This window comes from Falsiroseomonas sp., assembly GCF_041690465.1.
Lineage (GTDB): Bacteria > Pseudomonadota > Alphaproteobacteria > Acetobacterales > Acetobacteraceae > Falsiroseomonas.
In genome coordinates, this window is the sequence record NZ_JAWLHG010000003.1 from 252,350 (window position 1) to 276,273 (window position 23,924).

Annotated in this window: 26 protein-coding genes; 7 read left to right on the forward strand and 19 right to left on the reverse strand. The window is 72.4% G+C overall.

Annotated features, from left to right (window positions below):
• Nucleotide 1: 1 nt before the first annotated feature.
• The 12 genes from ACESM1_RS05140 to uvrB all read right to left on the reverse strand — a co-directional run bounded on the left by ACESM1_RS05140 (nt 2) and on the right by uvrB (nt 11,132).
• Nucleotides 2-460 carry a molybdenum cofactor biosynthesis protein MoaE gene (locus tag ACESM1_RS05140; RefSeq protein ID WP_372618349.1) on the reverse strand — a complete coding sequence of 153 codons (459 nt, stop codon included), beginning with the start codon at nt 458-460 and terminating at the stop codon, nt 2-4.
• A gap of 4 nt (nt 461-464) precedes the next feature.
• Entirely contained in the window at nt 465-716 is a 252-nt protein-coding gene (moaD, locus tag ACESM1_RS05145) for a molybdopterin converting factor subunit 1 (RefSeq protein WP_372618351.1), read from the reverse strand.
• Nucleotides 717-731: 15 nt separating this feature from the next.
• On the reverse strand, nt 732-1,394 hold the full coding sequence (locus tag ACESM1_RS05150) for a hypothetical protein (RefSeq protein ID WP_372618353.1): 663 nt from the start codon (nt 1,392-1,394) through the stop codon (nt 732-734).
• 58 nt (nt 1,395-1,452) lie between these two features.
• Nucleotides 1,453-2,058: a CDP-diacylglycerol--glycerol-3-phosphate 3-phosphatidyltransferase gene (gene pgsA / locus ACESM1_RS05155; protein WP_372618354.1), complete on the reverse strand. Its 606-nt coding sequence runs from the start codon at nt 2,056-2,058 to the stop codon at nt 1,453-1,455.
• A gap of 54 nt (nt 2,059-2,112) precedes the next feature.
• Nucleotides 2,113-3,096, reverse strand: coding sequence for a tripartite tricarboxylate transporter substrate-binding protein (locus ACESM1_RS05160; RefSeq protein WP_372618356.1), 984 nt, complete (start codon nt 3,094-3,096; stop codon nt 2,113-2,115).
• An 89-nt stretch (nt 3,097-3,185) separates the two neighbouring features.
• Nucleotides 3,186-4,385: a phospholipase D-like domain-containing protein gene (locus tag ACESM1_RS05165; protein ID WP_372618358.1), complete on the reverse strand. Its 1,200-nt coding sequence runs from the start codon at nt 4,383-4,385 to the stop codon at nt 3,186-3,188.
• Between the two features lie 123 nt (nt 4,386-4,508).
• Nucleotides 4,509-6,350 carry an excinuclease ABC subunit UvrC gene (uvrC, locus tag ACESM1_RS05170; protein WP_372618360.1) on the reverse strand — a complete coding sequence of 614 codons (1,842 nt, stop codon included), beginning with the start codon at nt 6,348-6,350 and terminating at the stop codon, nt 4,509-4,511.
• A gap of 356 nt (nt 6,351-6,706) precedes the next feature.
• Nucleotides 6,707-7,099, reverse strand: coding sequence for a dihydroneopterin aldolase (gene folB / locus ACESM1_RS05175; RefSeq protein WP_372618362.1), 393 nt, complete (start codon nt 7,097-7,099; stop codon nt 6,707-6,709).
• Nucleotides 7,096-7,872: an SDR family oxidoreductase gene (locus tag ACESM1_RS05180; RefSeq protein ID WP_372618364.1), complete on the reverse strand. Its 777-nt coding sequence runs from the start codon at nt 7,870-7,872 to the stop codon at nt 7,096-7,098. Before ACESM1_RS05180 ends, folB begins: the two co-directional genes overlap by 4 nt.
• A gap of 67 nt (nt 7,873-7,939) precedes the next feature.
• Complete coding sequence (locus ACESM1_RS05185) at nt 7,940-8,500, reverse strand: SRPBCC family protein (RefSeq protein ID WP_372618366.1); 561 nt, start codon at nt 8,498-8,500, stop codon at nt 7,940-7,942.
• Nucleotides 8,501-8,575: 75 nt separating this feature from the next.
• On the reverse strand, nt 8,576-8,809 hold the full coding sequence (locus ACESM1_RS05190; RefSeq protein ID WP_372618368.1) for a hypothetical protein: 234 nt from the start codon (nt 8,807-8,809) through the stop codon (nt 8,576-8,578).
• Between the two features lie 121 nt (nt 8,810-8,930).
• Nucleotides 8,931-11,132: an excinuclease ABC subunit UvrB gene (uvrB, locus tag ACESM1_RS05195; RefSeq protein ID WP_372618370.1), complete on the reverse strand. Its 2,202-nt coding sequence runs from the start codon at nt 11,130-11,132 to the stop codon at nt 8,931-8,933.
• A gap of 107 nt (nt 11,133-11,239) precedes the next feature.
• Between uvrB and ACESM1_RS05200 the strand changes: the two genes are divergently transcribed.
• From ACESM1_RS05200 to ACESM1_RS05220, 5 genes are all read left to right on the forward strand, one after another.
• On the forward strand, nt 11,240-11,716 hold the full coding sequence (locus tag ACESM1_RS05200; protein ID WP_372618372.1) for a CYTH domain-containing protein: 477 nt from the start codon (nt 11,240-11,242) through the stop codon (nt 11,714-11,716).
• 136 nt (nt 11,717-11,852) lie between these two features.
• Nucleotides 11,853-12,596 carry a hypothetical protein gene (locus ACESM1_RS05205; RefSeq protein ID WP_372618374.1) on the forward strand — a complete coding sequence of 248 codons (744 nt, stop codon included), beginning with the start codon at nt 11,853-11,855 and terminating at the stop codon, nt 12,594-12,596.
• A gap of 34 nt (nt 12,597-12,630) precedes the next feature.
• Nucleotides 12,631-13,353, forward strand: a complete 723-nt coding sequence (locus ACESM1_RS05210; protein ID WP_372618376.1) for a hypothetical protein — start codon at nt 12,631-12,633, stop codon at nt 13,351-13,353.
• Between the two features lie 120 nt (nt 13,354-13,473).
• Nucleotides 13,474-13,920: a YidB family protein gene (locus tag ACESM1_RS05215; protein ID WP_372618378.1), complete on the forward strand. Its 447-nt coding sequence runs from the start codon at nt 13,474-13,476 to the stop codon at nt 13,918-13,920.
• Nucleotides 13,921-14,179: 259 nt separating this feature from the next.
• Nucleotides 14,180-14,950 carry a hypothetical protein gene (locus tag ACESM1_RS05220; RefSeq protein ID WP_372618380.1) on the forward strand — a complete coding sequence of 257 codons (771 nt, stop codon included), beginning with the start codon at nt 14,180-14,182 and terminating at the stop codon, nt 14,948-14,950.
• A gap of 45 nt (nt 14,951-14,995) precedes the next feature.
• Here the strand turns inward: ACESM1_RS05220 and ACESM1_RS05225 are convergent, their stop codons facing one another.
• Complete coding sequence (locus tag ACESM1_RS05225; protein ID WP_372618382.1) at nt 14,996-15,787, reverse strand: enoyl-CoA hydratase/isomerase family protein; 792 nt, start codon at nt 15,785-15,787, stop codon at nt 14,996-14,998.
• Nucleotides 15,788-15,875: 88 nt separating this feature from the next.
• Nucleotides 15,876-16,439 (reverse strand): phosphonate degradation HD-domain oxygenase, encoded by a 564-nt coding sequence (locus ACESM1_RS05230; RefSeq protein ID WP_372618384.1) that lies wholly within the window; start codon nt 16,437-16,439, stop codon nt 15,876-15,878.
• Between the two features lie 141 nt (nt 16,440-16,580).
• Here ACESM1_RS05230 and ACESM1_RS05235 point away from each other — a divergent pair, with 141 nt between their 5' ends.
• Nucleotides 16,581-18,098 carry an AMP-binding protein gene (locus ACESM1_RS05235; RefSeq protein WP_372618386.1) on the forward strand — a complete coding sequence of 506 codons (1,518 nt, stop codon included), beginning with the start codon at nt 16,581-16,583 and terminating at the stop codon, nt 18,096-18,098.
• Between the two features lie 57 nt (nt 18,099-18,155).
• Here ACESM1_RS05235 and ACESM1_RS05240 read toward each other — a convergent pair whose 3' ends face one another.
• Genes ACESM1_RS05240 through modA form a run of 3 tightly spaced genes read right to left on the reverse strand, consistent with a single transcriptional unit; the run spans nt 18,156 to nt 20,743 of the window.
• A complete protein-coding gene (locus tag ACESM1_RS05240; protein WP_372618388.1) occupies nt 18,156-19,280 on the reverse strand; it encodes an ABC transporter ATP-binding protein in 1,125 nt (374 codons plus the stop codon).
• Entirely contained in the window at nt 19,273-19,947 is a 675-nt protein-coding gene (modB, locus tag ACESM1_RS05245) for a molybdate ABC transporter permease subunit (RefSeq protein WP_372618390.1), read from the reverse strand. Before modB ends, ACESM1_RS05240 begins: the two co-directional genes overlap by 8 nt.
• A 13-nt stretch (nt 19,948-19,960) precedes the next feature.
• On the reverse strand, nt 19,961-20,743 hold the full coding sequence (gene modA, locus ACESM1_RS05250) for a molybdate ABC transporter substrate-binding protein (protein WP_372618392.1): 783 nt from the start codon (nt 20,741-20,743) through the stop codon (nt 19,961-19,963).
• 51 nt (nt 20,744-20,794) lie between these two features.
• Here modA and ACESM1_RS05255 point away from each other — a divergent pair, with 51 nt between their 5' ends.
• On the forward strand, nt 20,795-21,220 hold the full coding sequence (locus tag ACESM1_RS05255) for a winged helix-turn-helix domain-containing protein (RefSeq protein WP_372618394.1): 426 nt from the start codon (nt 20,795-20,797) through the stop codon (nt 21,218-21,220).
• Nucleotides 21,221-21,227: 7 nt separating this feature from the next.
• On the opposite strand, the gene ACESM1_RS05260 is transcribed toward ACESM1_RS05255, so the two are convergent.
• A complete protein-coding gene (locus tag ACESM1_RS05260) occupies nt 21,228-22,205 on the reverse strand; it encodes a Bug family tripartite tricarboxylate transporter substrate binding protein (protein ID WP_372618395.1) in 978 nt (325 codons plus the stop codon).
• Between the two features lie 93 nt (nt 22,206-22,298).
• A complete protein-coding gene (locus tag ACESM1_RS05265) occupies nt 22,299-23,909 on the reverse strand; it encodes an FAD-dependent oxidoreductase (RefSeq protein WP_372618397.1) in 1,611 nt (536 codons plus the stop codon).
• Nucleotides 23,910-23,924: the final 15 nt, after the last annotated feature.

Here is a 23,924-nt window from a genome sequence, read left to right on the forward strand (position 1 = left end):
TTCAGCGCGCCCAGCGCGAAGCTGCCTGGTCGTCCTCCGCCTTCGCCTCCACCCAGCGGGCGCCGCCGCCGGCGAATTCCTCGCGCTTCCAGAAGGGCGCCTTGGTCTTGAGCCAGTCGATCAGGAAGGCGCAGGCCTCCAGCGCCGCCTGGCGATGCGCGCTGGCGGTCAGCACCAGCACGATCGGATCGCCCGGCACCAGCCGGCCGTGGCGATGGATCACCGTGCAGCCCGTCAGCGGCCAGCGGGCGCAGGCTTCCTCGGCGATGCGCGCCAGCGCGCGCTCGGTCATGCCGGGGTAGTGCTCCAGCACCATCGCGGTGAGCCCGCCATCGCCGCGGCAGATGCCGAGGAAGCTGGCCAAGCCGCCGACATCGTCACGTCCCGCATGAAGCGCCGCTGTCTCCGCCCCCGCGTCGAAGGGCGCCTCCTGCACCAGGATGCGCGGGATCACGGGCATGGCGTCAGCCGCCGGTTACCGGCGGGAAGAAGGCAACCTCGTCGCCGGCGCGCACGGGATGGTCGGGCGGCGCGAAATCCTGGTTCACGGCGGCGCGGATCTGGCGCGGATCGGCGAAGGCGGCGGCATGGCCCGGGCCGCGGCCGGCAAGCCAGGCCACAAGTCCGGCGACGTCGCGCACCTCCGGCGGCGGCGCCACCTCCTCCTCCGCGGTGCCGACCTTCTGCCGGACCCAGGCGAAATACAGGACCTTCAAGCGGTGCTCCGCCGGCTATTGCGGCACGACGCGCGAATGGGTGCGGCCGTCCGGCCCGATCCAGGTCTCGACGTTGCCGTCCCGCACCACCGCGCCGCCGCCGATGCCGGGCTGCTGCACGCCCCTGACGCGCCCCGCCTCGCCGGTCACCACCGCCGGCCGGCCCTGCGGGTCGATCAGCACCTGGCCCTCCGCCGGGCGTGGCGGCGCGGTGGGTGCTGCAAGCGGCGGATTGACCTGGAAGCGCTGCGGCTCGCGCAGCGCCGGCGGCGCGGTCAGCGCGGCGCCGGAACCCACGCGCGCGCCTGGCGCCGGCGTCGGCACCGGCGAGCGCGCGGGCGGCGCACCCTCGATCAGCTGCGGGCGGTATTCCGGGATGTTGCGGAACGCCTCCTCGGGGCTGCCGAGCAAGGTGGGGCGCGGTGCCTCCGGGGTCGGCCAGACATTGCCGGGCTCGGGCAGCAGCGGCGCCACCGTCGGCGCCTGGCCGCGCACGCGCTGCACGGTCAGCGCGTCCGAGGTCACGATGTCGCGCGGGCCCGCGAAGGGCGACCAGGCGCTCTCCACGAAGCCGATGTCGGGCGCCGAGCAGCCAGCAAGCAGCAGCAGCAGGCCGAACGCCGCCCCGCCCTGCCGGATAGGCCGTGCCGTCGCCTTGTAGGTGCCTGCGAGGTGCATGGAGCGGTCCCGCCGTTTGGATTGCCTGCCCGCAACATGCGCCGCGCGGGCGCAAGCCTCAAGACCGGACGGTGTCGCGGTTCTCGGCCGGCGTCTCGGAGCCGGCGTGGCGGAGCCCGGCCTGGAGATAGTCCCAGCCGGTGATCATGGTCAGCGCCGCCGCGGTCCAGAGCATCACCTCGCCGATCAGCGACACCGGCAGGAAGGAGAGGTAGAGCACGGCGGCGGCGGTGTCGCCGGCCAGCAGCGTGCCGAGCGCGCCCATCTGGAAGCCGGTCTTCCACTTGGCCAGCCGCGTCACCGGCAGCCCGACCGCAAGCCCCGCCAGGTATTCACGCAGGCCGGAGACCAGGATCTCCCGCAGCAGGATCACGATGGCGGGGAACAGGCCGAAATCCGTCAGGCGCCCCATCCCGGCCAGCAGCATCAGCGCCGCGCCGACCAGCAGCTTGTCCGCGATGGGGTCCAGCATGCGGCCGAAATTGCTGGTCTGCTGCCGCTCTCGCGCAAGCTTGCCGTCGTAGTAGTCGGTGATCGCCGCCGCCGAGAAGACGATGCAGGCGCCGAGGTCGCCCAGCGGGTGGCGCAGCGCCGCGAGCACGACCAGCACCGGGATCGCCGCGATGCGGGAGAGCGTCAGAAGGTTCGGCAGGTCCATCGGCATGCGGCGCCCGGTCTAGCAGAAGGGACCGCGCCGGGCGAGGCGGGAGCGGCGGGGCTACTCCACCTTGGCATCCACCGCGCGGGCAATCTCGGCCCATTTCGCCATCTCGGCCCGCTGGAAGGCTGCGAGCGCCTCCGGCCCGCCGCCGATCGGCTCCGCGCCGGAGGCGATCAGCCGGGCGCGGATGTCGGGCCGGGTCAGCGCGCCGCCGATCGCCGCGTGCAGCCGCGCCACGATTTCGGGTGGGGTGCGGGCGGGGGCGAAGACGCCGTGCCAGGCGGTGCCCTCCACGCCCGGCAGCGTCTCGTTGATGCGGGGCAGGTCGGGCATCAGGGCGGAGCGCTCGGTGCCCGCCACCGCCAGGCCGCGCAGCCGCCCCTGCCGCACATGCGGCTGCAGGCCGGCGACATCGGCGATCGCCATCGAAATGTTGCCCGCCAGCAGGTCGATCAGCAGCTGCCCGCCGCCGCGGAACGGCACGTGCTCGATCTGGATGCCGCCCGCGCCACGCTTCAGCATCTCGGTCAGCAGGTGCGGCAGACTGCCGGCGCCGGCGCTGCCATAGGTCAGCCGGCGCGGATCGGCCTTGGCCAGCGCCGCCAGCTCCGCGACGTTGTTCGCCGGCACCGAGGGGTGGACCGCGAGCATGAAGTCGATGCGCGCCGCCAGCGTCACCGGTGCGAAATCGGCCACCGGGTCGTATGGCATGCGCGTATAGACGGCGGCGTTGATCGCGTGCGTGGCGATGTTCCCCCACACCACCGTGCCGCCATCCGGCGCCGATTGCGCCACCGCGCCGGCGCCGATCATCCCGCCGGCGCCGCTGCGGTTCTCGATCACCACGGTGGCGCCGAGCAACTCCTGGATCACCGGCTGGGCGATGCGGCTGACGATGTCCACCGAGCCGCCGGGCGGGAAGGGGACCACCATACGCAGTGGTCTCGCCGCGCCCTGTGCGCGTGCCGGCGCAGCGAGCGCCGGGCCCGCGAGAAGCGTTGCGGCCAGCAGGCCGCGCCGGCGCAGATGGTGCGTATGCATCCTCGGCTTTCCTCCCCAACCTGTCGTTGGGAGGCAGCTTAGGCACTGGTCGAAGAGCTTGAACAGATGCGAGGCGGCCGGTGTCAGGGTCAGACCATCGGCCGGACCAGCCGCGCCGCCGCCTCGCGCGCCCGCCGTGCGAAGCCGCGCTTCCGCCAGCGTCCCAGCTCGATCGGCCGGCTGCGCGCCACATCCTCCGCCCAGTCCGCGGCCAGCACCCCGGCCAGTTCCGCATCGAGGCACACCAGGCATACCTCCTCGTCCTGCCAGGCGGAGCGGCGGTTGAAGTTGGCGCTGCCGAGAATCGAGATCGCCCCGTCCACCAGGATCAGCTTGGCGTGGAACATGGTGGGCTGAAACACGTGGATGGTGACGCCCGCCTCCAGCAGCGGCGCGATCTGATCCGACCCGGCCAGTTGGCTGACCCGCATGTCCATCTCCGGCCAGGGCATCAGGATCTCCACCGCCACGCCGCGGCGCGCGGCCCGCGCCAGCGCTTCGGTCGTCACTGCATCGGGCGTGAAATAGGCGGTCGCGATGCGCAGCGAGCGCGTCGCCAGACCGATCGCCAGCTCGACCATGGCCGCCACGTCCGACCAACCATAGCTCGCCGAGGACCGGACCACCTGCACCCGCGCCTCCCCCGGCCGGGCCGGCTCGTCGTCGCCGGCGGTGAGCAGATCGCCGATCGGGGTGGCGGAACGGTCCTCGGCGATCGCCTCCGCCCAGTTGCCGAGGAAGGCCGCCCGCAGGCCGCGCACCGCCGGCCCGGTGACCCTGAAATGGTCGTCGCGCCACTCCGTCCTGTCGCGCGCATCGCCGCACCACTCCTTCGCGATCCCGACGCCGCCGGTGAAGCCGACGCGTCCGTCCACCACCAGCACCTTGCGATGCGTGCGCCGGAGGTCCTGGCCGAGGCGGATCCGCGCCAGGGGCCGGAACCACCGCAGTTCCACGCCGCCCTCCTCCATGGTGCTGGTCAGCCCATCCGCCATCGGCGCCGCGCCCCATGCATCGAGCAGCACCTTGACCGGCACGCCCTCGCGCGCCTTGTCCGCGAGCGCCTTGGCGAACCGCTCCGCGATCTCGCCGGTCCAGTACACGTAGGTCAGAAGCTCCACGCTGCGCCGCGCGCCGGCGATGGCGTCGAGCATCGGCGGGAAGATCTGGTCGCCGTTGCGCAGCCGCTCGATGCGGTTGCCATCGGTGAAGCTGGTGCCGATCGCCTCCTCGAACAGCCGCACCACCCGCGCTTCGTCGAAGCCCGTTGCGCCCTGGTGCTGGCTCATCGTTCCGCCCTCCCGCTGCCGGCCGGTTGTCCTTGCCGCCGTAGCCGGGCGCGGCGCCTTTCCCGCCGAGCCGTGGCGGGAACCGTTGCAGAAAGACGAGGGAGCGGCGGTGGTTCCCCAGCGCTACCCTTCGGCCGGGTGGAAGTGCCCGTAGATCTTGCGCGCCACGGAGGGGCCGACGCCCGGTGCCTTTTCCAGGTCCTCGAGCGCCGCATTGCGCACGCCGCGCGCGGAGCCGAAATGGTTGAGAAGCTTCCGCTTGAGCGCGCTGCCCACGCCCGGGATCTCGTCCAGTTCGCTGCGGGTCATCGCCTTCGACCGGCCGGCGCGATGGCTGGCGATGGCGAAGCGATGCGCCTCGTCCCGCAGCCTCTGCAGGTAGTAGAGCACGGCGTCGCGCGGCGCCAGCTGGAAGGGTTCCTTCTGCGTCTGGTGGAACCACTCGCGGCCCGCATCGCGATCGGGGCCCTTGGCGATCGCCACCAGCGGGATGTCGTGCAGCCCCATCTCGTTCAGGATCTCCCGCGCCGCGGAAAGCTGGCCTGCGCCGCCGTCGATCAGCACCAGGTCGGGCCAGGTGCCACTCTCGCGTTCCGGATCCTCCTTCAGGGCGCGGCCGAAGCGACGCTCGAAGACCTCGCGCATCATGGCGAAATCGTCCCCGGGCTTCGCCTCGCGGATCGCGTATTTGCGGTAGTGCTGCTTGAGGAAGCCCGCCTGGCCAGCCACCACCATCACGCCATAGGCGTTGGTGCCCATGATGTGGCTGTTGTCGTACACCTCGATGCGCTCGGGCGCGTCCGGCAGGTCGAACAGCCGCGCGACGCCCTGCAGCAGGGCGGATTGCGCGGTGCCTTCGGCCATGCGGCGTTCGATCGACTCGCGGGCATTGGTGGCGGCGTGCTCCACGGCGGCGCGCTTGTCGCCGCGCTGCGGGCGATGGATCTCGACCTTGCGCCGGGCCTTGAGGGTCAGCGCCTCGGCCAGCACCGGCGCATCCTTCGGCTCGTGGCTGACGAGGACCAGCGGCGGCGGCGGCAGGTCGTCGTAGAGCTGGCCGAGGAAGGCGCCGAGCACCTGCTCCGGGGTCTGGTCGGATTTGGCATGCGTCAGGAAATACGGGCGGTTGCCGTTGTTGCGCCCGCCGCGGAAGAAGAACACCTGCACGCAGGATTGCCCGGCCATCTGGTGCAGCGCCACCACATCGGCATCGCCGATGCCTTCCATGTTGATGCGGTCGCGGCCCTGCACATGGGTGAGTCCGCGGATGCGGTCGCGCAGCGCCGCCGCGCGCTCGAATTCCAGCCGCTCCGCCGCCTGCTCCATCTCCGCGGCGAGGCGCCGCTGGATCGACGGCGTGCCGCCGGAGAGGAACTCCTTCGCCTCCTTCACCAGGCCCGCGTAGTCGGCCTCCGAGATGCGGCCGACGCAGGGGGCGGAACAGCGCTTGATCTGGAACAGCAGGCAGGGGCGGCTGCGACTGTCGAACACGGTGTCGCGGCAGGATCGCAGCAGGAACACGCGCTGCAAGGCGGTCAGCGTCTGGTTCACCGCCCAGGCCGAGGCGAAGGGGCCCCAGTAGCTCGCACCCTTGCGGCGCTCGCCACGGTGCTTGGCGATCTGCGGATAGGGGTGGTCCTCGGCCAGCACCAGCCAGGGGTACGATTTGTCGTCCCGCAGCACGATGTTGTAGCGCGGCCGCAGGCGCTTGATGAGGTTGGCTTCCAGCAGCAGCGCCTCGGCCTCGCTGGCGGTGGTAACGACCTCCATGCTGCGCGTCTCGTGCACCATGCGGCGGAGGCGTTCCGGCAGGCGGCCGATCTGGGTGTAGGCGGCAACGCGCCGGCGCAGGCTGCGCGCCTTGCCGACGTAGAGCGCGTCGCCCTTGGCATCCAGCATACGATAGACGCCGGGCGTCTGTGGCAGCGTGGCGAGGGCCGTCTCGATGGCCAGCAGGCCGGGCATGGCCGGGGGGAGAGTGGCCTGTTCGGCGGTTGGATCGGATTCGCGCGTCATGCGTGTAGGATATGGCCCGGCCAGGGCGCCGCGCGGAGTCAGGCGGGCGGCGAGGTTGTCCACGAAAACTGTGGACAACTCTGTGGACGCGGCGTGTCGGGAGGCCCGGAAATGGCCGTCATCCGCCAGTAACACGATTTTGCCCAACTTTTGGGCACATTTGCTAACTAATTGATTCGCAACGAAAATTCTCCGGCAAGTGTTGCAGAGCCGCAGTCAAGTGCATCCTGGAACTTTATGCCGAGATAATGCTCCTGCGTACGTGATCACCGTGGAAAAGTTTGGCGGCACCCGGCCAAGTGCTTCTAGGACCTGCGCCTTTCGACAACCACGCCCACACCCGAAACATCTTGGAAGGCGTCCGGCTTTTCAACCGTGACGCGAGCCCGCTCGACCCTGGCATCCGCCAATGCCGCCGCCGCGAGCCGCTCCGCCAGCGTTTCCACCAACAGCACGTGGCCGGCTGTCACAACCGAACGCGCGAGCTCGACCAGTCGCTGATAGTCCACCACGCGGCGGAAATCGTCCGGGCCGATGTCGGTCGGTGCCGCTTCGTCCTGGACCAGCAACTCGATGTCCACGCGGATGCGCTGCGGGGCGGCCTTCTCGTGCGGGTGGATGCCGAGCCGCGCCATCAGGTCGAGCCCGCGGACGAAGACCACGCGCCGTCCGCGTTCGGCATCCGGCGCATACATCATTCGACGGCGTCCATCGGATCGCGCACCGGTGCCCATTGCAGATGCTGCCCGCCATCCAGCGCGATCATCTGCCCGGTCATCGAGGGCAGCGACAGGATCGCCAGCAGCGCCGCCGCGACCTCCTCCGGCGAGGTGCCGCGGCGCAGCGGAACCGAGGTGTATTGCCGCTCGAACTGCTCCGGCGTCTGCCGCGGGGATGGCAGGGCGGGTCCAGGCCCGATGCCGTTGACGCGGATGCGCGGCGCCAGCGCCAGCGCCAGGCTCTGCGTCAGTGCCCAGAGGCCCGCCTTGGAGACGGTGTAGGAGACGAAGTGCGGCGTCAGCGACCAGACCCGCTGGTCCAGCAGGTTGACCACCACGCCCTCCGCGCCGTTCGGCAGCGCCCTGGCCATCGCCTGCGCCAGCACGAAGGGCGCGCGCAGGTTCGGCTCCATGTGCAGGTCCCAGCTCTCGCGCGTGGCGTCGTGCCATTCGTCGCGCTCGAAGGTGGAGGCGTTGTTGACCAGCACGCCGATCGGGCCGAGTGCCGCCTGCGCCGCGGGCAGCAGCGCGGCGACCTCGGCTTCCCGCGCCAGGTCGGCACGCAGCGGCGCGGCACGGCGGCCGAGTCTGCGGATCGCGGCGGCGGCCTCCTCGGCCTCGGCGGTGCTGGTCGCGTGGTGCAGCGCGATGTCGAAGCCGGCTCCGGCAAGCGCCAGCGCCATGGCGCGGCCGAGCCGCTTGGCGCCGCCGGTGACCAGCGCAGTACGTGGGATGGTCGCGGGAATCGACATGCAGCGGCGGAGATAGGGCTGTCCGCCCGGATTGACCACCGGTTGATCGGCCGCGGGCCGCCGCAGTTCAACTCCGCCGCCGCACCTCCTTGGGCGAGGCGGGGATCTGGGTGGCGGTTTCGCCATATTCGCGGCTGTCGCGCAGCGGTGCTTCGCCCGGATGCGATTGCGTGCCGCCGGAGACCAGCGGCACGCCTTCCCGCCGGTCCTCGCAGACTTGCCGCACCGCCGCCAGCGTGGCGCGCAGCGCCGCTTCCATGTCGAGGGCGGGATCGCCGGTCCAATGGGCCAACGCATCGGGCCGCTCGGCCCGCCCGCCCAGGCGCAGCGTCAGCCTTAGCGTCGCACCCGTCCCCTCGGGCTCCACATGCAGATCGCCGGCGCAGCCGACGCCGGTGGCAGTTGCCCAGGAGACACAGCGCGCGCCGGGATCGGCGGTGAAGCGGACGTGTTCGACGAATCCCTCGGAACCGAGGCCGCCGCCGATCACACGGACCCGGTCGGGCCCTTCGCGGAAGCTCTCGCGCAGCATCGGCAGCCACCGTGACAGGTTGTTGGGGTCGGCGAGGAAGGCGAAGACCTCCTGCGGTGGGCGCGCGATCTCGATGCGTGCGTGGTGCTCGGCCATGCCTTGCCCGTCCCTGCGGCTGGTTCCGGCAGGGCGAACGCGGGGCCGCGGCGGGTGTTCCGCGGCCCCCGGGTCTCAGCGGCCGGTTATCGCGCCCACCGCGGCGCCGCCGGCCCCCCCGATCAGCGCGCCGGTCACGGCCGAGCCACCGGTGATGGCGCCAAGCGCCGCGCCGCCGGCCGCGCCGATCGCCCCGCCCGACAGGGCGCGCTGCTGCTGACGGCTCATCCCCTCGCAGGCGGCAAGGGGGGCGATCAGCGCCACCGCCAGCGCAACGCGGGTGAAGCCGCGGCCGAGGTTCTTCTGCATGCGAATCTCCTTTGGCGCCATTCTGGACCAGCGGATTACACCGGCTGGTTGTGGCGAGCCAAGGGCACCTCTGTGGCACGCACGGCCACAGAACGTCACGCTTGCGTGCTTATTCCGCCCATCAACGCCGCCGGCCGCGGCCACCTTTGCCCTTCTTCGGATCGTAGCCACCACCACCGGGGCCGAGCGGCTTGGGCTTCCACTCGTCCTTCTTCTGGCCGGCCGCGCGCGGCGTGCTTGCCTGCAGGGAGCGGCCAGCCAGGTTCGGCTGGATGCCGAGCTCCAGCGATTCCAGCCGCTTGATCTCGTCGCGCAGCCGCGCCGCCTCCTCGAATTCGAGGTCGGCGGCAGCGGCGCGCATGCGCTTCTCCAGCTCGCCGATCGCCGCGCCGATGTCCTTGCCGACGAAGTTCGCCGTCTCGTCGCCCTCGACGGCCTCGACGGTCACGTAGTCCTGCTCATAGACGGATTGCAGCACGTCGGAGATGTCGCGCTTGATGCTCTGCGGCGTGATGCCGTGTTCCTCGTTCCAGGCCGTCTGCTTGGCGCGGCGGCGGGCCGTCTCCTCCAGCGCCCGGCGCAGGCTGTCGGTCATCACGTCGGCATAGAGCACCACGCGCCCCTCGGCGTTGCGCGCGGCGCGGCCGATGGTCTGGATCAGCGATGTCGTCGACCGCAGGAAGCCTTCCTTGTCGGCGTCGAGGATCGCCACCAGCGCGCATTCGGGAATGTCGAGACCCTCGCGCAGCAGGTTGATGCCCACCAGCACGTCGAACACGCCCTTGCGCAGGTCGCGGATGATCTCGATGCGCTCCAGCGTGTCCACGTCCGAATGCAGGTAGCGCACGCGGATGCCGGCCTCGGTCATGTATTCCGTCAGATCCTCGGCCATGCGCTTGGTGAGCGTCGTCACCAGCACGCGGCCGCCCTGCTGCGCAACCGTCCGGCATTCGGCGAGGAGGTCGTCCACCTGGCCTTCGACGGGACGGATCTCGGTGACCGGATCCACCAGACCCGTCGGGCGGATCACCTGCTCGGCGAAGGCGCCGCCGGTGCGCTCCATCTCCCAAGGGCCGGGCGTGGCGCTGACGAAGACGGTCAGCGGGCGATAGGCGTCCCACTCCTCGAACTTCAGCGGCCGGTTGTCGGTGCAGGAGGGCAGGCGGAAGCCGAAGTCGCGCAGGATCGTCTTGCGCGCGAAGTCGCCGCGATACATCCCGCCGATCTGCGGCACCGTGACGTGGCTTTCGTCCACCACCAGCAGCGCATTCTCCGGGAGGTATTCGAACAGCGTCGGCGGCGGCTCGCCCGGCTTCCGGCCGGTGAGGTAGCGGCTGTAGTTCTCGATGCCCTTGCAGCTGCCGGTGGTCTCCAGCATCTCGATGTCGAAGGTGGTGCGCTGTTCCAGCCGCTGCGCCTCCAGCAGCCGGCCTTCGGCGTGCAGCTCCTCCAGCCGCTGCTTCAGCTCCACCTTGATGTCGCGGATCGCCTGCTGCAGCGTCGGGCGCGGGGTGATGTAGTGGCTGTTGGCGTAGATGGAGACGCGGTCCAGCTCGCCCACCACCTCGCCGGTCAGCGGGTCGAATTCGCGCAGGCCGTCCACCTCGTCGCCGAACAGGCTGACGCGCCACGCGCGGTCCTCGAGGTGGGAGGGCCAGATGTCCACCGTCTCGCCGCGGATGCGGAAGGTGCCGCGCTGGAAGGCGGTGTCGTTGCGGCGGTACTGCTGCTCCACCAGGCCCTTGACCAGTACGTCGCGGTCGATCCGGCCGCCGCGCTCCAGCTTCACCACCATGCGGCTGTAGTTCTCGACCGAGCCGATGCCGTAGATGCAGGAGACGGAGGCGACGATGATCACGTCCGACCGTTCCAGCAGCGCCTGCGTCGCGCTGTGGCGCATGCGGTCGATCTGCTCGTTGATCTGCGCGTCCTTCTCGATGTACGTGTCGGTGCGCGGGACGTAGGCTTCGGGCTGGTAGTAGTCGTAGTAGCTGACGAAATACTCCACCGCGTTGTCGGGGAAGAAGCTCTTCATCTCGCCATAGAGCTGCGCCGCCAGCGTCTTGTTGGGCGCGAGCACCAGCGTCGGGCGCTGCACCGCCTCGATCACCTTGGCCATGGTGAAGGTCTTTCCGGAGCCGGTGACGCCGAGCAGCACCTGGTCGCGCTCGCCCTGCTCCAGGCCGCCGACGAGCTGGCGGATCGCGGCGGGCTGGTCGCCATTCGGCTCGAACGGCGAGACCACCCGCAGCGCCTGGCCGTTCGGCGCGACCGGGCGCTTCTGTGGGAAGAACAGCACGGGCGTGGGGGCGAGCACATTCATGGCCGGCAATGTGGGCGCGCCACCCCGCCGCGTCGAGCGCCTGCCGGCCTTGCCGGACGAGCGCCTGCCAGTGGAAGCTGCGACGCCGAGGGACTATAGCGGCGCCGATGGGCACCGAGATCGAGCGCAAATTCCTGGTGGCGTCCGATGGCTGGCGGGCGCAGGTGCGCGGGCCCGGGCTGGCGATGCGCCAGGGCTATCTCGCCGCCGGCGGCCCCGGCCTGCCGAGCGTGCGCATCCGCCTGGCCGGCGATGCCGCCTTCCTCACCGTCAAGGGACCGGGCGGCAAGGTGCGGGCCGAGTTCGAATACGCGATCCCCTGGGCGGACGGCGCCGCCATGCTGGCTCTCTCGCCCATGGCCGAGCTGGCCAAGACGCGCTGGGCGCTGGAGCATGAAGGCCATCTCTGGACGGTGGACGAGTTCCACGCCCCCGACCGGCTGAAGGGCCTGGTGCTGGCCGAGGTGGAACTCTCCTCCGAGGCGGTGGATCCGCCGCTGCCCGGCTGGCTCGGCGCCGAGGTCACCGAGGATCCGCGCTACAGCAACGCGGCCCTCGCCGCCGCGCTCGGCGCATCCGGATGAACAACCGGTAGGCCGTTCCGCTCGCGCGCCTGTCAGGTGCCATGCCGGCTGCGCGACGAACGCTCTTGGCCCCACCCCGTTGATGTTCCATCGGGACATCAGTCCCCGCAGGAAATCCCACGGGAGCGCATACGGCATGCCACTTCGCGAATTGACGATCATCGCCGCGGTTACTGCCGCCCTCGGCGCTGGCGGGGCGGCCCTGGCGCAGACCGCGCAGCAGGTGAACCCCAGCCCGATGCCGCCTGGCAGCCGCGCCAACGAGGCGCCCGGCATGGGCGGCGTCGGCCCCGGTGGGCAGGATGCCGGCGCACGGGCCCAGCAGGTGAACCCCACCAACATGGCGCCCGGCACCCCCGCCGGTGCGGCGCCCGGCATGAACCCCGGCGGGCCGGCCATCGTACAGAACCCGCGAGAGGGCGTGGCGACCGGCCTGGGCGTGCCGGGCGGCGTGGGGATCCGCGCCCCCGACGCGCAGCCGGACGTGGTTCCCGGCACGCTGCGCCCCGGCTCCCCGGTGCCGCCACCCGCCGGGCAGGCAGCCGTGCCTCCCCCGCCGCCCGCCACCGGCGGCGTGACAGGCGCCACCGGCGGCGTGCCCGCCACCACCGGCGGCGGCACGGGCATGACGCTGGAGCGCGAGCGCGCCCGCGCCACCACCGAAGGGGGCGCACTGGTCGTGGAGGGCGGCTTGCTCGAGGAGGGCGCCAATTCCTTCACCGCCGGCCAGGCTGCCGAGCGCATGGCGGAGGCCGGCTTCAACGACGTGCAGGACCTGCGCCTGGATGCGCGCGGGATCTGGCGCGGCCGCGCCATCCGCAACGGCCAGCCGACCGGCGTCGGCCTCGACTATCGCGGCAACGTGGCGGCGATCCGCTGAACCGCGCACCGAACCCGCACCGGAGGATAACAGCATGGCCACGCGCAGCATCGCCCGGCTCTACGACAGCGCCGAGCACGCCCGGAGGGCGGTGAACGATCTCGAAGCCGCCGGCTTCCGTCACGACGACATCAGCTATCTCGGTGGCCAGGGCGCCGCCGCCGCGAACGACACAGTGACCGCAGCGGAGAGCCGGCGCGGCGACACCGGCGCCGAGAGCGGTGCCGCCACCGGCGCCACGCTCGGCACGGTGTTGGGCGGCGGCGCCGGGCTGCTTGCCGGGCTCGGCGCCCTCGCCATCCCGGGGATCGGCCCGGTGGTGGCCGCCGGCTGGCTGGTCGCCACCCTCACCGGCGCCGGCGTCGGCGCCGCCGCCGGCGGGCTGCTCGGCGGCCTGCTCGGCGCCGGCCTCGGTGAGGAGGAAGCGGCGACCTATACCGAGGGCGTCCGCCGCGGCGGCCACCTGGTCGTGGTGCGCACGGAGGAGAGCCGCGTGGTCGAGGCCGAGCGGCTGCTCGATGCCCACGGCCCGGTGGACATGCACCACCGCACGACCGAGTGGCGCAATGACGGCTGGACCGGTCCCGCCGGCCCGCCCGCCACCGGCGGAGTCAGCAGCGGCACCGTCGCGGGATCGAGCCTTGGCAGCGGCATGGCCGGCCCGGGGCTGGCCGGCGGCGTGCGCGCCCCGGGCCTGGCGGACGACGTCACCCGCGCCAACGACCCGGCTCGCCGCAAGCCTGGCGATGTCGCCTGAAGGGGCGGTGAAGGCCGGCGCCTGAACCCGCTGCCCGCCGTGCCGGCAGCGGAACCGCCAACAGGGGCCGTGGGTTCTGCCCTCCATCAACAGGGGAGAACCCGTATGAGCCGCCCTTCCATGACAGCGCTGCTCGCGGTGCTGGCGATTGCCGGTTATCAGCATCGCGACAAGCTGGCCGAGTTGCTCGGCACGGCCGGCGGCAAACGGGGCGACCTGCCGCCGGAAGAGCGCGGGCGTGCCGGCGGCCAGGCCGCGGCCGCGGGCGGCCCGGCGGGGGCGGGCACCGCTGGCGGGATCGGCGGGCTGCTCGGTGGCGGCCTGCGCGAACTGGTGGACAGCTTCCGCCAGGCCGGCGAGGCCGAAACCGCCGACTCCTGGGTGCGTCACGGCCCGAACCGCGAACTGTCGCCGGATCGGCTGGAACGTGCGGTCGGCCCGGAGACCCTCGATCTGCTGTCGCGCCAGACCGGGATGCCGCGCCATGAGATCCTGGCGCGGCTGACGCGCGACCTGCCCGACGCGGTTGACCGCTACACGCCCGAAGGACGCCTGCCCCAGGGCTGAACGCGCCCTGGGCCATCTGCTATGGTGCTCGCAACCGGAGGGTGCGGAGCGCCATGGCAATGGCACGGAATGGTGAAATCGAAGCTGCAGCGGCGCATGTCGGCTGGCGGGCGGACACGGCGGCGCCGCGCTGATGTCGTCGTCCGAGCAACCCCCCGCGACGCCTGAAGGGACTACTCCATCCTCGGGCGCGCGCGCCTCCTCCCGCTCCGGGTCGGGATCTCGGCGCCGCCAGCGCAAGCGCGCCAGGCGGCGGCAGGTGATGTTCGCCGTCGCCGGAGGGTTCCTTCTGGCCGGGGCGATCGGCGCGAGCTGGTGGAACTGGGCACGTCCGGTCGCGACCGACGCCGCGACCTTCTGCCCGCAACCCCAGCCGATGGCGGTCCATGCCGTCCTGGTGGACCGGTCCGACCCGATCAGCGCTAACCAGCAGCGCCGCGTGCGGGAGGTGCTGGACCGCGCCGTCGCCGAGGCCCCGGTCGGCGCGCGGGTCGCGCTCTACGTGTCCGAGGCGGACGATGTGGAGGTGCTGAGCCCGCGCCTGGTGCTGTGCAATCCCGGCACCACCCGGAGCCCCTTCTATCCGGAGCCCGCGCCGCTGCGGGAGCGCTACGAGCAGGCCTTCCGCGCCGAGATCGACAAGGTGATGGAGGAAGTGCAGCAGCGGCCGGAGCGCAGCCTGGCGCCGGTGATGGAGGCGGTGCGCGCGGTCTGCATCGATGCCTTCGCCCGCTCGGCAACCGGCGGGCCGCTCAGCATGACCATCATCGGCGACATGGCGCAGTACAGCCGGCTGGCCAACCACCACGCCAACCGCGACTTCGAGACGATCCTGGGCAGCCCCCGCCTCGATGCGGTGCTGGCCGACTGCAAGAGCGCCGAGGTGGACATCGTCTACCTGGAGCGCCCCACGCCGGCCTTCATGCCCGGCCCGCAGGGCCTCGCGCATCGGCGCTTCTGGGAGTTGTTCCTGCAGAAGATGAAGGCGCGCCCGCGCAACATCGAGCCGGTTCCGACCGCCGCGCCGTGAGCGCGCGCCGCCGCGGCGCAAGTGGCGGCGGCGCGCTCTCAGGCGCTATCTCTGCTTCGCGAGGAAGTCTGCCATCACGCGCTGCGGCTCGCCGGCCTCGAAGGCCTGGCGGTGGAGCTGGCGTGCCGCCTCGAAGGTCTCGTCGAAGCCGGCCTGGGTGGCGGCGCAGAAGCGCTGCTTGTTCAGCCGGAAGGCCAGCGGCGGCTTCGCCGCCAGATCCGCCGCCACAGCCAGCGCCTTGGCCCGCACCTCGGCCGCCGGCACCAGATGGTGGATCAGGCCGAGCCGATGCGCCTCCTCCGCCGACGCCAGGCGACCGGTCAGCACCATCTCGATCGCGCGCGACAGGCCCAGCATCTCGCGCATGATCCAGAAGCCGGTGGCGCTGACCATGCCGGAATTGATCTCCGGCTGGCCCATCCTCGATCCCTCATGCCCGACGCGCACGTCGCCGAGCAGCGCGGCCTGGAAGGCGGATCCGGCGGCCAACCCGTTGAGCGCCACCACCAGCGGTTTCTCGAACCGGCGGATGGTGCCGTAGAGGCGCCGCCATTCCTCGATCCATTCCTCGGCACGGGCACCGTCGAAGGTCTTGCCCTCGTTGAGGTCCTGCCCGGCGCAGAAGGCACGCTCGCCGGCGCCGGTCAGCACCACCGCGCGGGTGGCGGGATCGGTGTTGGCGTGCAGCAGCAGCCCGACCAGGCGCGCGCGCATCGGCGCGTCCCAGGCGTTCAGCCGCTCGGGCCGGTTGAGCGTGATGAGCAGCGTCCCGTCGATCGCCTCCGCCAGCACATGCGCTTCCGCCTGCCGCATCGCAGCCGCGTCGATGTTCAGCATCGCCCTGCTTCCCTTTCCTGTCCGCCCCTCCGCATGCCAGCGCCACGCAGCGCGTGGAACCCCCGGTGACGGGGCACGGACCCTGGTGTCACCCGGCGAGGCACTGCGCGACCACGGGCATGAAATGCGCGACCGGCGGCGTTTCGCGTCCCGGCACCTTCGCCTGTTCGTCGAAGCGACGAAGCTGTACCGCCGCGCGGTGATGCGGCAGCGCCTCGAAGGCGGCGATCTCCTCGGCCGACATCGGGCCGCCCTGGAGCGCGAGGCTCGTGACGCTGTCCGGCGAGAGCCTGGCGAAGTAGTCGGGCTCGACCGCACAGAGATAACGCTTGGCAGCGACATGCAGCCGCACCGGCTCGGTCACCTCCGGCCCGAAGGCGGCGGCGAGCCAGGCATGGCCGAGTTCCTCGTGATGGTCGTCCACGCCCTCCGCGGCCGGGTTCTCGCCGAGGTCGTGCACCAGGTGGCCGATGTCGTGCAGCAGCGCCGCCGCCACCAGCGCCGGGTCGCAGCCGGCGCGCTCCGCCAGCCAGGCGGCCTGCAATGCGTGCTGCTTCTGCGTCACGTCATGCAGGCCATAGGCGCCGTCGGCGCGGGTTTCCAGCATGGAAGCGATACGGGCGACCAGCGCCTCGCGTTCGGCCTGTGTCATCATGGTGTCATCTGCCTGCCAGAGCTGCCTGCCGCCCTGAATAGCCCATCAGGGGAGGCGCCGCAGGCCTGCTGCGCCAGGTCCGGTGGCCCGCATTGACAGCGCCCCGCACCGCGCGACAGTCGCGTGATGGAGCCTGCCATGTCCGACGCGCAGCTGCCGCCCCCAGGTGGCTTCATCGAGCTGTTCCACGCCATCGCGCGGCAGGAGGGCGACCGGCTGTTCGCCGTCTGCGGCGGCGCGCCACTCACCTTCGCCGCGCTCGACCAGGAGAGCGCCGGCCTGGTCCGCGCGCTGCGCCATCACGGCGCGGCGCGCGGCGACCGGGTGGCGGCGATGCTGCCGAACGGGCGCGCCGCGCTCGCGCTGATCCTCGGCCTAGCGCGCGCCGGCCTGGTCTGGGTGCCGCTCAACCCGCAGCTGGTGGGCGAGGGGCTGCGCTACATCCTCGGCCATGCCCGGCCGCGCCTGGTGATCGCCGCGGCGGAGCATCTCGCCCGGCTGCGCGAGGCCGGCGCGGTGGCGATCACGCCGGAGGAGCTGGCGGCCGGCCCCCTCGCGCCCGCCATTGCGGACACGTTGCCGCAGCCGGCCGACGACGTGGCGCTCTGCTACACCTCCGGCACCACCGGCCCGCCGAAGGGCGTGCGCGTCTCCCACCGCATGCTGCGGCTGGCGGGCGAGGGCGTGATGCTGGTGGCGGATGCGCGCGACGGCGACGTGATGTTCATGTGGGAGCCGCTGTACCATATCGGCGGCGCGCAGATGGTGGTGGCGCCGCTGCTGCGCCGGCTGCACCTGCATCTCACGCCGCGCTTCAGCGCCAGGAGCTTCTGGGACGAGGTGATCGCGGCCGGCGCGACGCATATCCACTATCTCGGCGGCATCCTGCAGATCCTGCTGAAGCAGCCGCCCGCGCCGCAGGAGCGCGCGCATCGCGTGCGCATCGCCTGGGGCGGCGGCGCGCCGGCGGAGGTCTGGCAGGAAGTGCGGGACCGCTTCGGCCTGCCGCTCCGCGAATGCTACGGCATGACCGAAAGCTCCAGCTTCACCACCTTCAACGACAGCGGGGTGGTCGGCGCCGTCGGCCGCGCGATGCCCTGGTTCGAGGTGGCGCTGCACGATGCCGAAGGCCGCCCGGTGGCGCCGGGCGAGCGCGGCGAGATCGTGGTCCGCGCGCATGACCCGCTCGCCCTGACGCAAGGCTATCTCGACAACCCCGAAGCGAGCGCCCGCGCCCTGCGCGACGGCAGGCTGCACACAGGCGACCAGGGGAGCTTCGATACTGAAGAAAATCTGTTCTTCCACGGCCGGATGAGCGACAGCGCGCGGGTGCGCGGCGAGAATGTCGGCGCCTGGGAGGTGGAGGGCGTCGCCGCGCGCCATCCCGCCATTGCCGATTGCGCGATGATCGGCGTCGCCGCCGATCTGGGCGAGCAGGAGATCAAGCTCTTCGTCGAACTCCGCCCCGGCGCGGCGCTGAGCGAACGGGAGCTGTGCGACTGGCTCGCGCCGCGCCTCGCCCGCTACCAGTTGCCGCGCTATGTCGCGATGGTGCCGGCCTTCGAGCGCACGCCGAGCCAGCGCATCATGAAGCACCGCCTCTCGCCCCGCCGCGACGATTGCTGGGACCGGCTGGCGGCGCAGGATCCGCGCTGAAACAGCTGGCGCGCTTCGCCACGGCGAGCGCCGCGGCGACAAAGATAGTGGCGGCGCTCATCGGCCGGTGCGTGACAGTGGCATGATGTGGATGTTCTCCTTCAGGAGCGAGACGGTGCACGCCTCGCCGGGTGCCAGGCCGTTCCGTCGCGCCGCATGCAGCGGCAGGGAGAAGGCCAGCTTCCCGCCCTGCGCATCGGCGATATCGAGCGTGACCTCCGCATCCCGGCCCATCGGCAGCAGGTCGAGCACGCGGGCGGGCACCGGGTTCTCGCGTTCGCCGAGCGAGGGACGGCCGCGCCGGTGCAGCACGACGGCCGATGGCGGCACCATCCAGTCCACCGCCGCGCCCGGCACGAAGGCAGGTGCATGCGCCGCTTCCAGCACGGCATCGCCCCAGCGCAGGAAGGTCGTGCCGGCCGCGGCGTCGTGCCGTTCGACGGTGGCGCGGAACAGGTTGCGGAGGTCGAGCAGCCGCGCGACCTCCGCCGAGGCGGGGCGGGCGAGCATCTCGCTCGGCGTCGCCGTCTGCAGTCCTCGCCCGCGATGCATCAGGCACATGCGGTCGGCGAGCGCCACTGCCTCGTCCAGGTCGTGGGTGACCAGCAGGATGGGGATGGAGAGGCTGCGGCGCAGCCCGGCGAGCTCCGATTGCAGGCGCCGCCGCGTGGCGCGGTCCACGGCCGAGAACGGCTCGTCGAGCAGCAGCACCGCCGGGTCGCGCGCCAGGGCACGGGCAACGGCCACGCGCTGCTGCTGCCCGCCGGAGAGCTCGGCGGGTCGGCGATCCTCCAGGCCCGAGAGATGCACCAGCGCCAGCAGCTCGCGCGCCCGCTCTGCCCGCGCGGCGCGCGGGCGGTGGCCAAGCGCAGCGGCCACGTTGCCGAGCGCGGTCATGTGCGGGAACAGCGCGTAGTCCTGGAAGACCAGCCCGACCGCGCGGCGGTGCGGCGGCAGGTCGCATCGGGCCGCGGCGTCGAACCAGGTCTTGCCGCCGCAGCGCACCAGACCGCTCGTGGGCCGGTGCAGCCCGGCGACGCAGCGTAGCGCGGTGGATTTCCCGGCGCCCGAGGGACCGACCAGCGCCAGCAGCTCGCCCGGCGCGCAGCCCAAGGCGAGGTCGAGCGGGATCGGCGCCGCGGCGCCGAGGCGCAGCTCGAGCCCCTCCGCCGCGTCAGCCATCGCGCATCCGCCGGCCGACGCGGCGCGAGAGCGTGTTGGTCAGCCCGAGTGCCGCGACCGAGACGCCGAGCAGCACCGCCGACATGATGCCGGCGCCGCGTTCGTCGAAGGCCTGCACGCGATCGTAGATCGCGATGGCGATGGTCTGCGTCTCGCCGGGGATCGCGCCGCCCACCATCAGCACCACGCCGAACTCGCCGAGCGTGTGCGCGAAGGTCAGCACGGCGGCGGTGGCGATGCCGGGCCAGGCGAGCGGCAGCTCCACCGCGGTGAACACCTTCCACGGCGCCATGCCGGACACGGCGCCGGCCTCGCGCAGCCGCGGCGGGATGGCGGCAAAGGCGTTCTGCACCGGCTGCACGGCAAAGGGCAGGTTCACGATGACGCTTGCGAACAGCAGCCCCTGGAAGGAGAAGGCGAGGCCCTGTCCGAACACCCGCTCCCAGGCCTGGCCGAGCGGCGAGAGCGCGCCGAAGGCGGTCAGCAGGTAGAAGCCGACGACCGTCGGCGGCAGCACCAGCGGCAGCGCCACCGCCGCCTCGATGAAGCCGCGCCCCGGAAAGCGCCGATGCGCCAGCAGCCGGCCAAGCCAGATCGCAAGCGGCAGCAGCAGCGCCAACGTCCAGAGCGCGAGCTCGACCGAGAGGCGGAAGGCGGTCCAGTCCATCGTGTCGCGCGATCTACTCGCCGGGAAGCAGGAAGCCGTGGCGGCGCATGATCTCCCGCGCGGCCGGCGCCTGCAGGTAGGCGTAGAAACGCTCGGCGACCGGGCCTGCGCGCCGGGTGAGGGCCATGCGCTGGTGCAACGGCTCGTGCAGCGTTTCCGGCAGCAGCTCGAAGCTGCCGCGCCCGCGCAGCGCCGGGGCAAGGGCGAGGGAATAGGCGACGATGCCGCCCTGGCTGCCGCCGGCCAGTGCGAATTGCGCGGCCTGGGCGACATTCTCGCCGATCACCAGATGCGGCCGGATCCGCTCCCACAATCCGGCGGCGCGCAGCGCCTGCTCGGCCGCGTGGCCATAGGGCGCGTGCTCCGGGTTGGCGATGGCGAAGCGGCGGATCTGCCCCGCCTCGAGTGCGGCGCGTAGCCCGTCCAGCCCCGCCTCCGCGCGGACCGGCGATCCCGGCGGGGTGAGCAGCACGATGCGGCCGACAGCGTAAAGTTCACCGCGGTCGCGCGCATGGCCGCCCTCCGCGAGCCGGAACACGAAGGCCTCGTCGGCCGAGAGGAACAGTTCCACCGGGCTGCCCTGCTCGATCTGCCGCACCAGGTTGCCGGAGGAACCGAAGGCGAGCCGCACCGCATGCCCGGTTTCGGCGCGGAACCGCCCGGCGATCTCGACCAGGGCGAATCGCAGGGTTGCCGCAGCGGCGATCAGCGGCGCCGTCTCCTGGGCGCGCGCCCGGACGGCCGGCAGCAGCGCCGCAGCGAGCACCAGGCGACGGCTTACGGCGGGCAGCGGCATGGCGTGGATCCTGCGCTATCTTCGGTGGGAGATAACGCAGGGCGGCGCCGCATGTCCACCGCTCCGCTTGGCCCCGGCGCCGGCGCGTGGTCCCTTGCGGCGATGCCGCGCCCCTCCCAGGCCCCGTCGAGACACCCGCGCCGGGCCATCACGCTGCGCCTGACGCTGAGCGACCGCGTCGCGCTTGGCCCCGGCAAGGCCGACCTGCTGCAGGCGATCCGCGACACCGGCTCGATCGCTGCGGCGGGGCGCAGCATGGGCATGTCCTACCAGCGCGCGCACGACCTGGTCTCGGCGCTTAACGCAGATTTCCGCGCGCCGCTGGTGGAGGCGGCAGCCGGCGGCGCGCGTGGCGGCGGGGCCCGGCTCAGCGCGCTCGGCGAGCAGGTGCTGGCCGCCTATCGCGAGGTGGAACGCCAGGCGGAGGCGGCCACCGCCGAGCGCCTCGGCTGGCTGCGGGCGATGCTGGCCGGCTGACGCGCGTTCAGTTGGTCCGCGCGCCGGACGCCTCCACGGCCTGGCGCCACTTCGCCAGCTCCGCGCGGTGGATCTCCGCCGCGCGCGCCGGCGTGGTGCCGGTGACGGTGGCGCCGAGCTCCTGCAGCCGCGCGCGGATCGCCGGCTTGGCGAGCGAGGTGCGGATCTCCTCCGAGAGCTTCTCGATGATCGGCGCCGGCGTGCCGGTGGGCGCAAACATGATCACCCAGGCGCCGGCGTCGAAGCCCGGCACCGTCTCGGCGACGGTCGGCACATCCGGCATCAGCGGCGAGCGGTCGGGGCCGGTGACGGCGAGTGCGCGCAGCCTGCCATCGGCGATGAAGGGCGGCACGGTCAGGATGCCCTCGATGCACATCTGCACGTCGCCCGCGACGATCGCCTGCAGCGTCACCAGGCCGCCGCGGTACGGCACATGCGTCGCGGCGAGCCCGGTGGCGGCGCGGATCATCTCCATCGCCAGGTGGTTGGTCGCGCCGACGCCGGAGGAGGCGTAGTTGAGCTGCCCCGGATTGGCCTTCGAATACGCCACCAGCTCGGCCAGCGTGCGCACCGGCAGGCGCGGCGAGACCACCAGCACCTGCGGGAAGTTCACCATGTGGACGATGGCGGTGAAGTCGCGCGCCACGTCGTAGCTGAGGTCGCTGCGCATCGCCGGGCCGATCGCCATGTTGCCCGGCGAGCCGACCAGGAAGGTGTAGCCGTCCGGCCGCGCGCGGGCCGCCACCTCGGTGCCGATCGCGCCGCCGGCGCCGGTGCGGCTCTCGACGATGAATTGCTGGCCGAGGCGCTCCGAGAGGTCCTGCGCGACCAGCCGCGCCACCACGTCCACCGCCGAGCCGGGCGTGAAGGGGAAGACGAAGCGCACCGTGCCGGTCGGCCAGGCCGGCTGCGCCAGCGCCGCGCCGGCCGGCAGTCCGGCCGCGAGCGTCATGAGCGCACGTCGTCCGAGCGTGATCGTGGTCATCCGCTGTTTCCTCCCATCGGCCGCTGGATGCGGGCCGGACCTTGCCGGCGGATGATGGATTGGATCCAGGTCCAGGGGCAAGGCGCCCCGGCTTCAGCCGTTGCGGCGCGCCAGCGCGAGCCCGGCGACGTAGCCCCAGCTCATGTAGGGCCCGATCGTGGTGCCGGTGCCGACGCCGCGCGTGCCGATCGGGTTCGCGCTGGAGGCGCCGGCGGCGAAGAGGCCGGCGATGACGCTGCCGTCAGGCCGCAGCACCTGCGCATCCGCATCGGTGCGCGGCCCGCCCTTGGTGCCCAGAATGGAGCGGTTGAACGGCATGGCGAGGAAAGGCGGCCGCGTGATCGCCTCCAGCCCGCCGCGCCGGCGCTTGTCGCCGGAGGCGGCGGCATCGGCGGCGGAGGGCCGGCCGAACTCGGCGTCGCGGCCCGCGGCGCTGGCCGCATTGTAGCGCGCCACGGTCGCCTCCAGCGTTGCGGGATCGAGGCCGACCAGCGCCGCGAGTTCTGCGATGCTCTGCGCCTGCCGCAGCCAGCCGGGATCGGCGCGCGCCGCCCAGCGCGCCGGCGGCAGGCGCTCCAGCAGACTTGCGTCGCTGATCACCCAGCAGGGCTGGTGCACCGGCTGCCCCGCGGCGTCGCGCGCATCCATCGACTCGCCGATGTTGAAGCGCAGCTCGTTGGCGAAGCGGACGGCGTGGCGGTTCACGATGATGGCATTGGGCTCGGTGTGGAACGGCACCGGGCGCGCCATCAGCCGCCCGCCATGCCGCGTGGGGACGGAGGGCGTCAGCGTCGCCTGGTCCATGCGGTCGAGTGCCGCACCCGTAGCCTCCGCCATGCGGTGGCCGTCGCCGGTGTTGGAAGGCGGACTGCCGAGGTAGTCCACCGGGCCGGGGAAGTGCCGTTCCAGCCTCTCCCGGTCCCATTCGAAGCCGCCCGTCGCGATCACCACGCCGCGCCGGGCGGTGATGCGATGGCGCGCGCCGCGATGCTCCACCACCGCCCCGGTCACCGCGCCCGCCTCGTCCTGCAGCAGGTCCACCGCGCGCGCCCGCGTCTCGACCCGCACGCCGGCATCGAGGCAGCCGCGCAGCAGCCCGGTGATGAGCGCCGTCCCCTTGCCGCGCGTATTGGTCAGCAGCCGCCAGGCCAGCCGCGGCCAGAGCTGCCAGGCGGTGCGGAAGGGGTGGTGGTAGAGGTCCGTCTCCACCGCCTCGTGATAGGTGAACAGCTCGGGGATGGTGGATCTGCGGATGCGGAAGGCGAAGCGGCCGGCCCGCCAGCGGCTGAGCGGCAGCGGCGAGAGCATCCTGCCGCGTGGCTTGGCGCCGGGCAGGTCGCGCAGCGGGTCCGGCTCGGGCGTCAGCGCGAAGCGGAGCGGCGAATGCGCCTCGACGAAGCGCAGCATGGCCGGCGAGGCTTCCACCAGCCGCTGCCACAGCGCGTCCTCGGTCTCGGCCCAGCCCTCCGGCGCGGCGGCGCGTATATAGGCCAGTGCCTCCGCCGGGCTGTCGGCGATGCCGGCGGCGGCGGCGTGGTGGTTGGCGGGGATCCAGGTGCCGGCGCCGGACATCGCGCTGGTGCCGCCGAGGCGGTCGGATTTCTCCAGCACCGTCACGCGCAGCCCGGCGACGGCGGCGGTCAGTGCCGCCGTCAGGCCCGCGGCGCCGGACCCCAGGACCAGCGCATCCGTCTCGTGCTGCACAGCCGTCTCACCGTC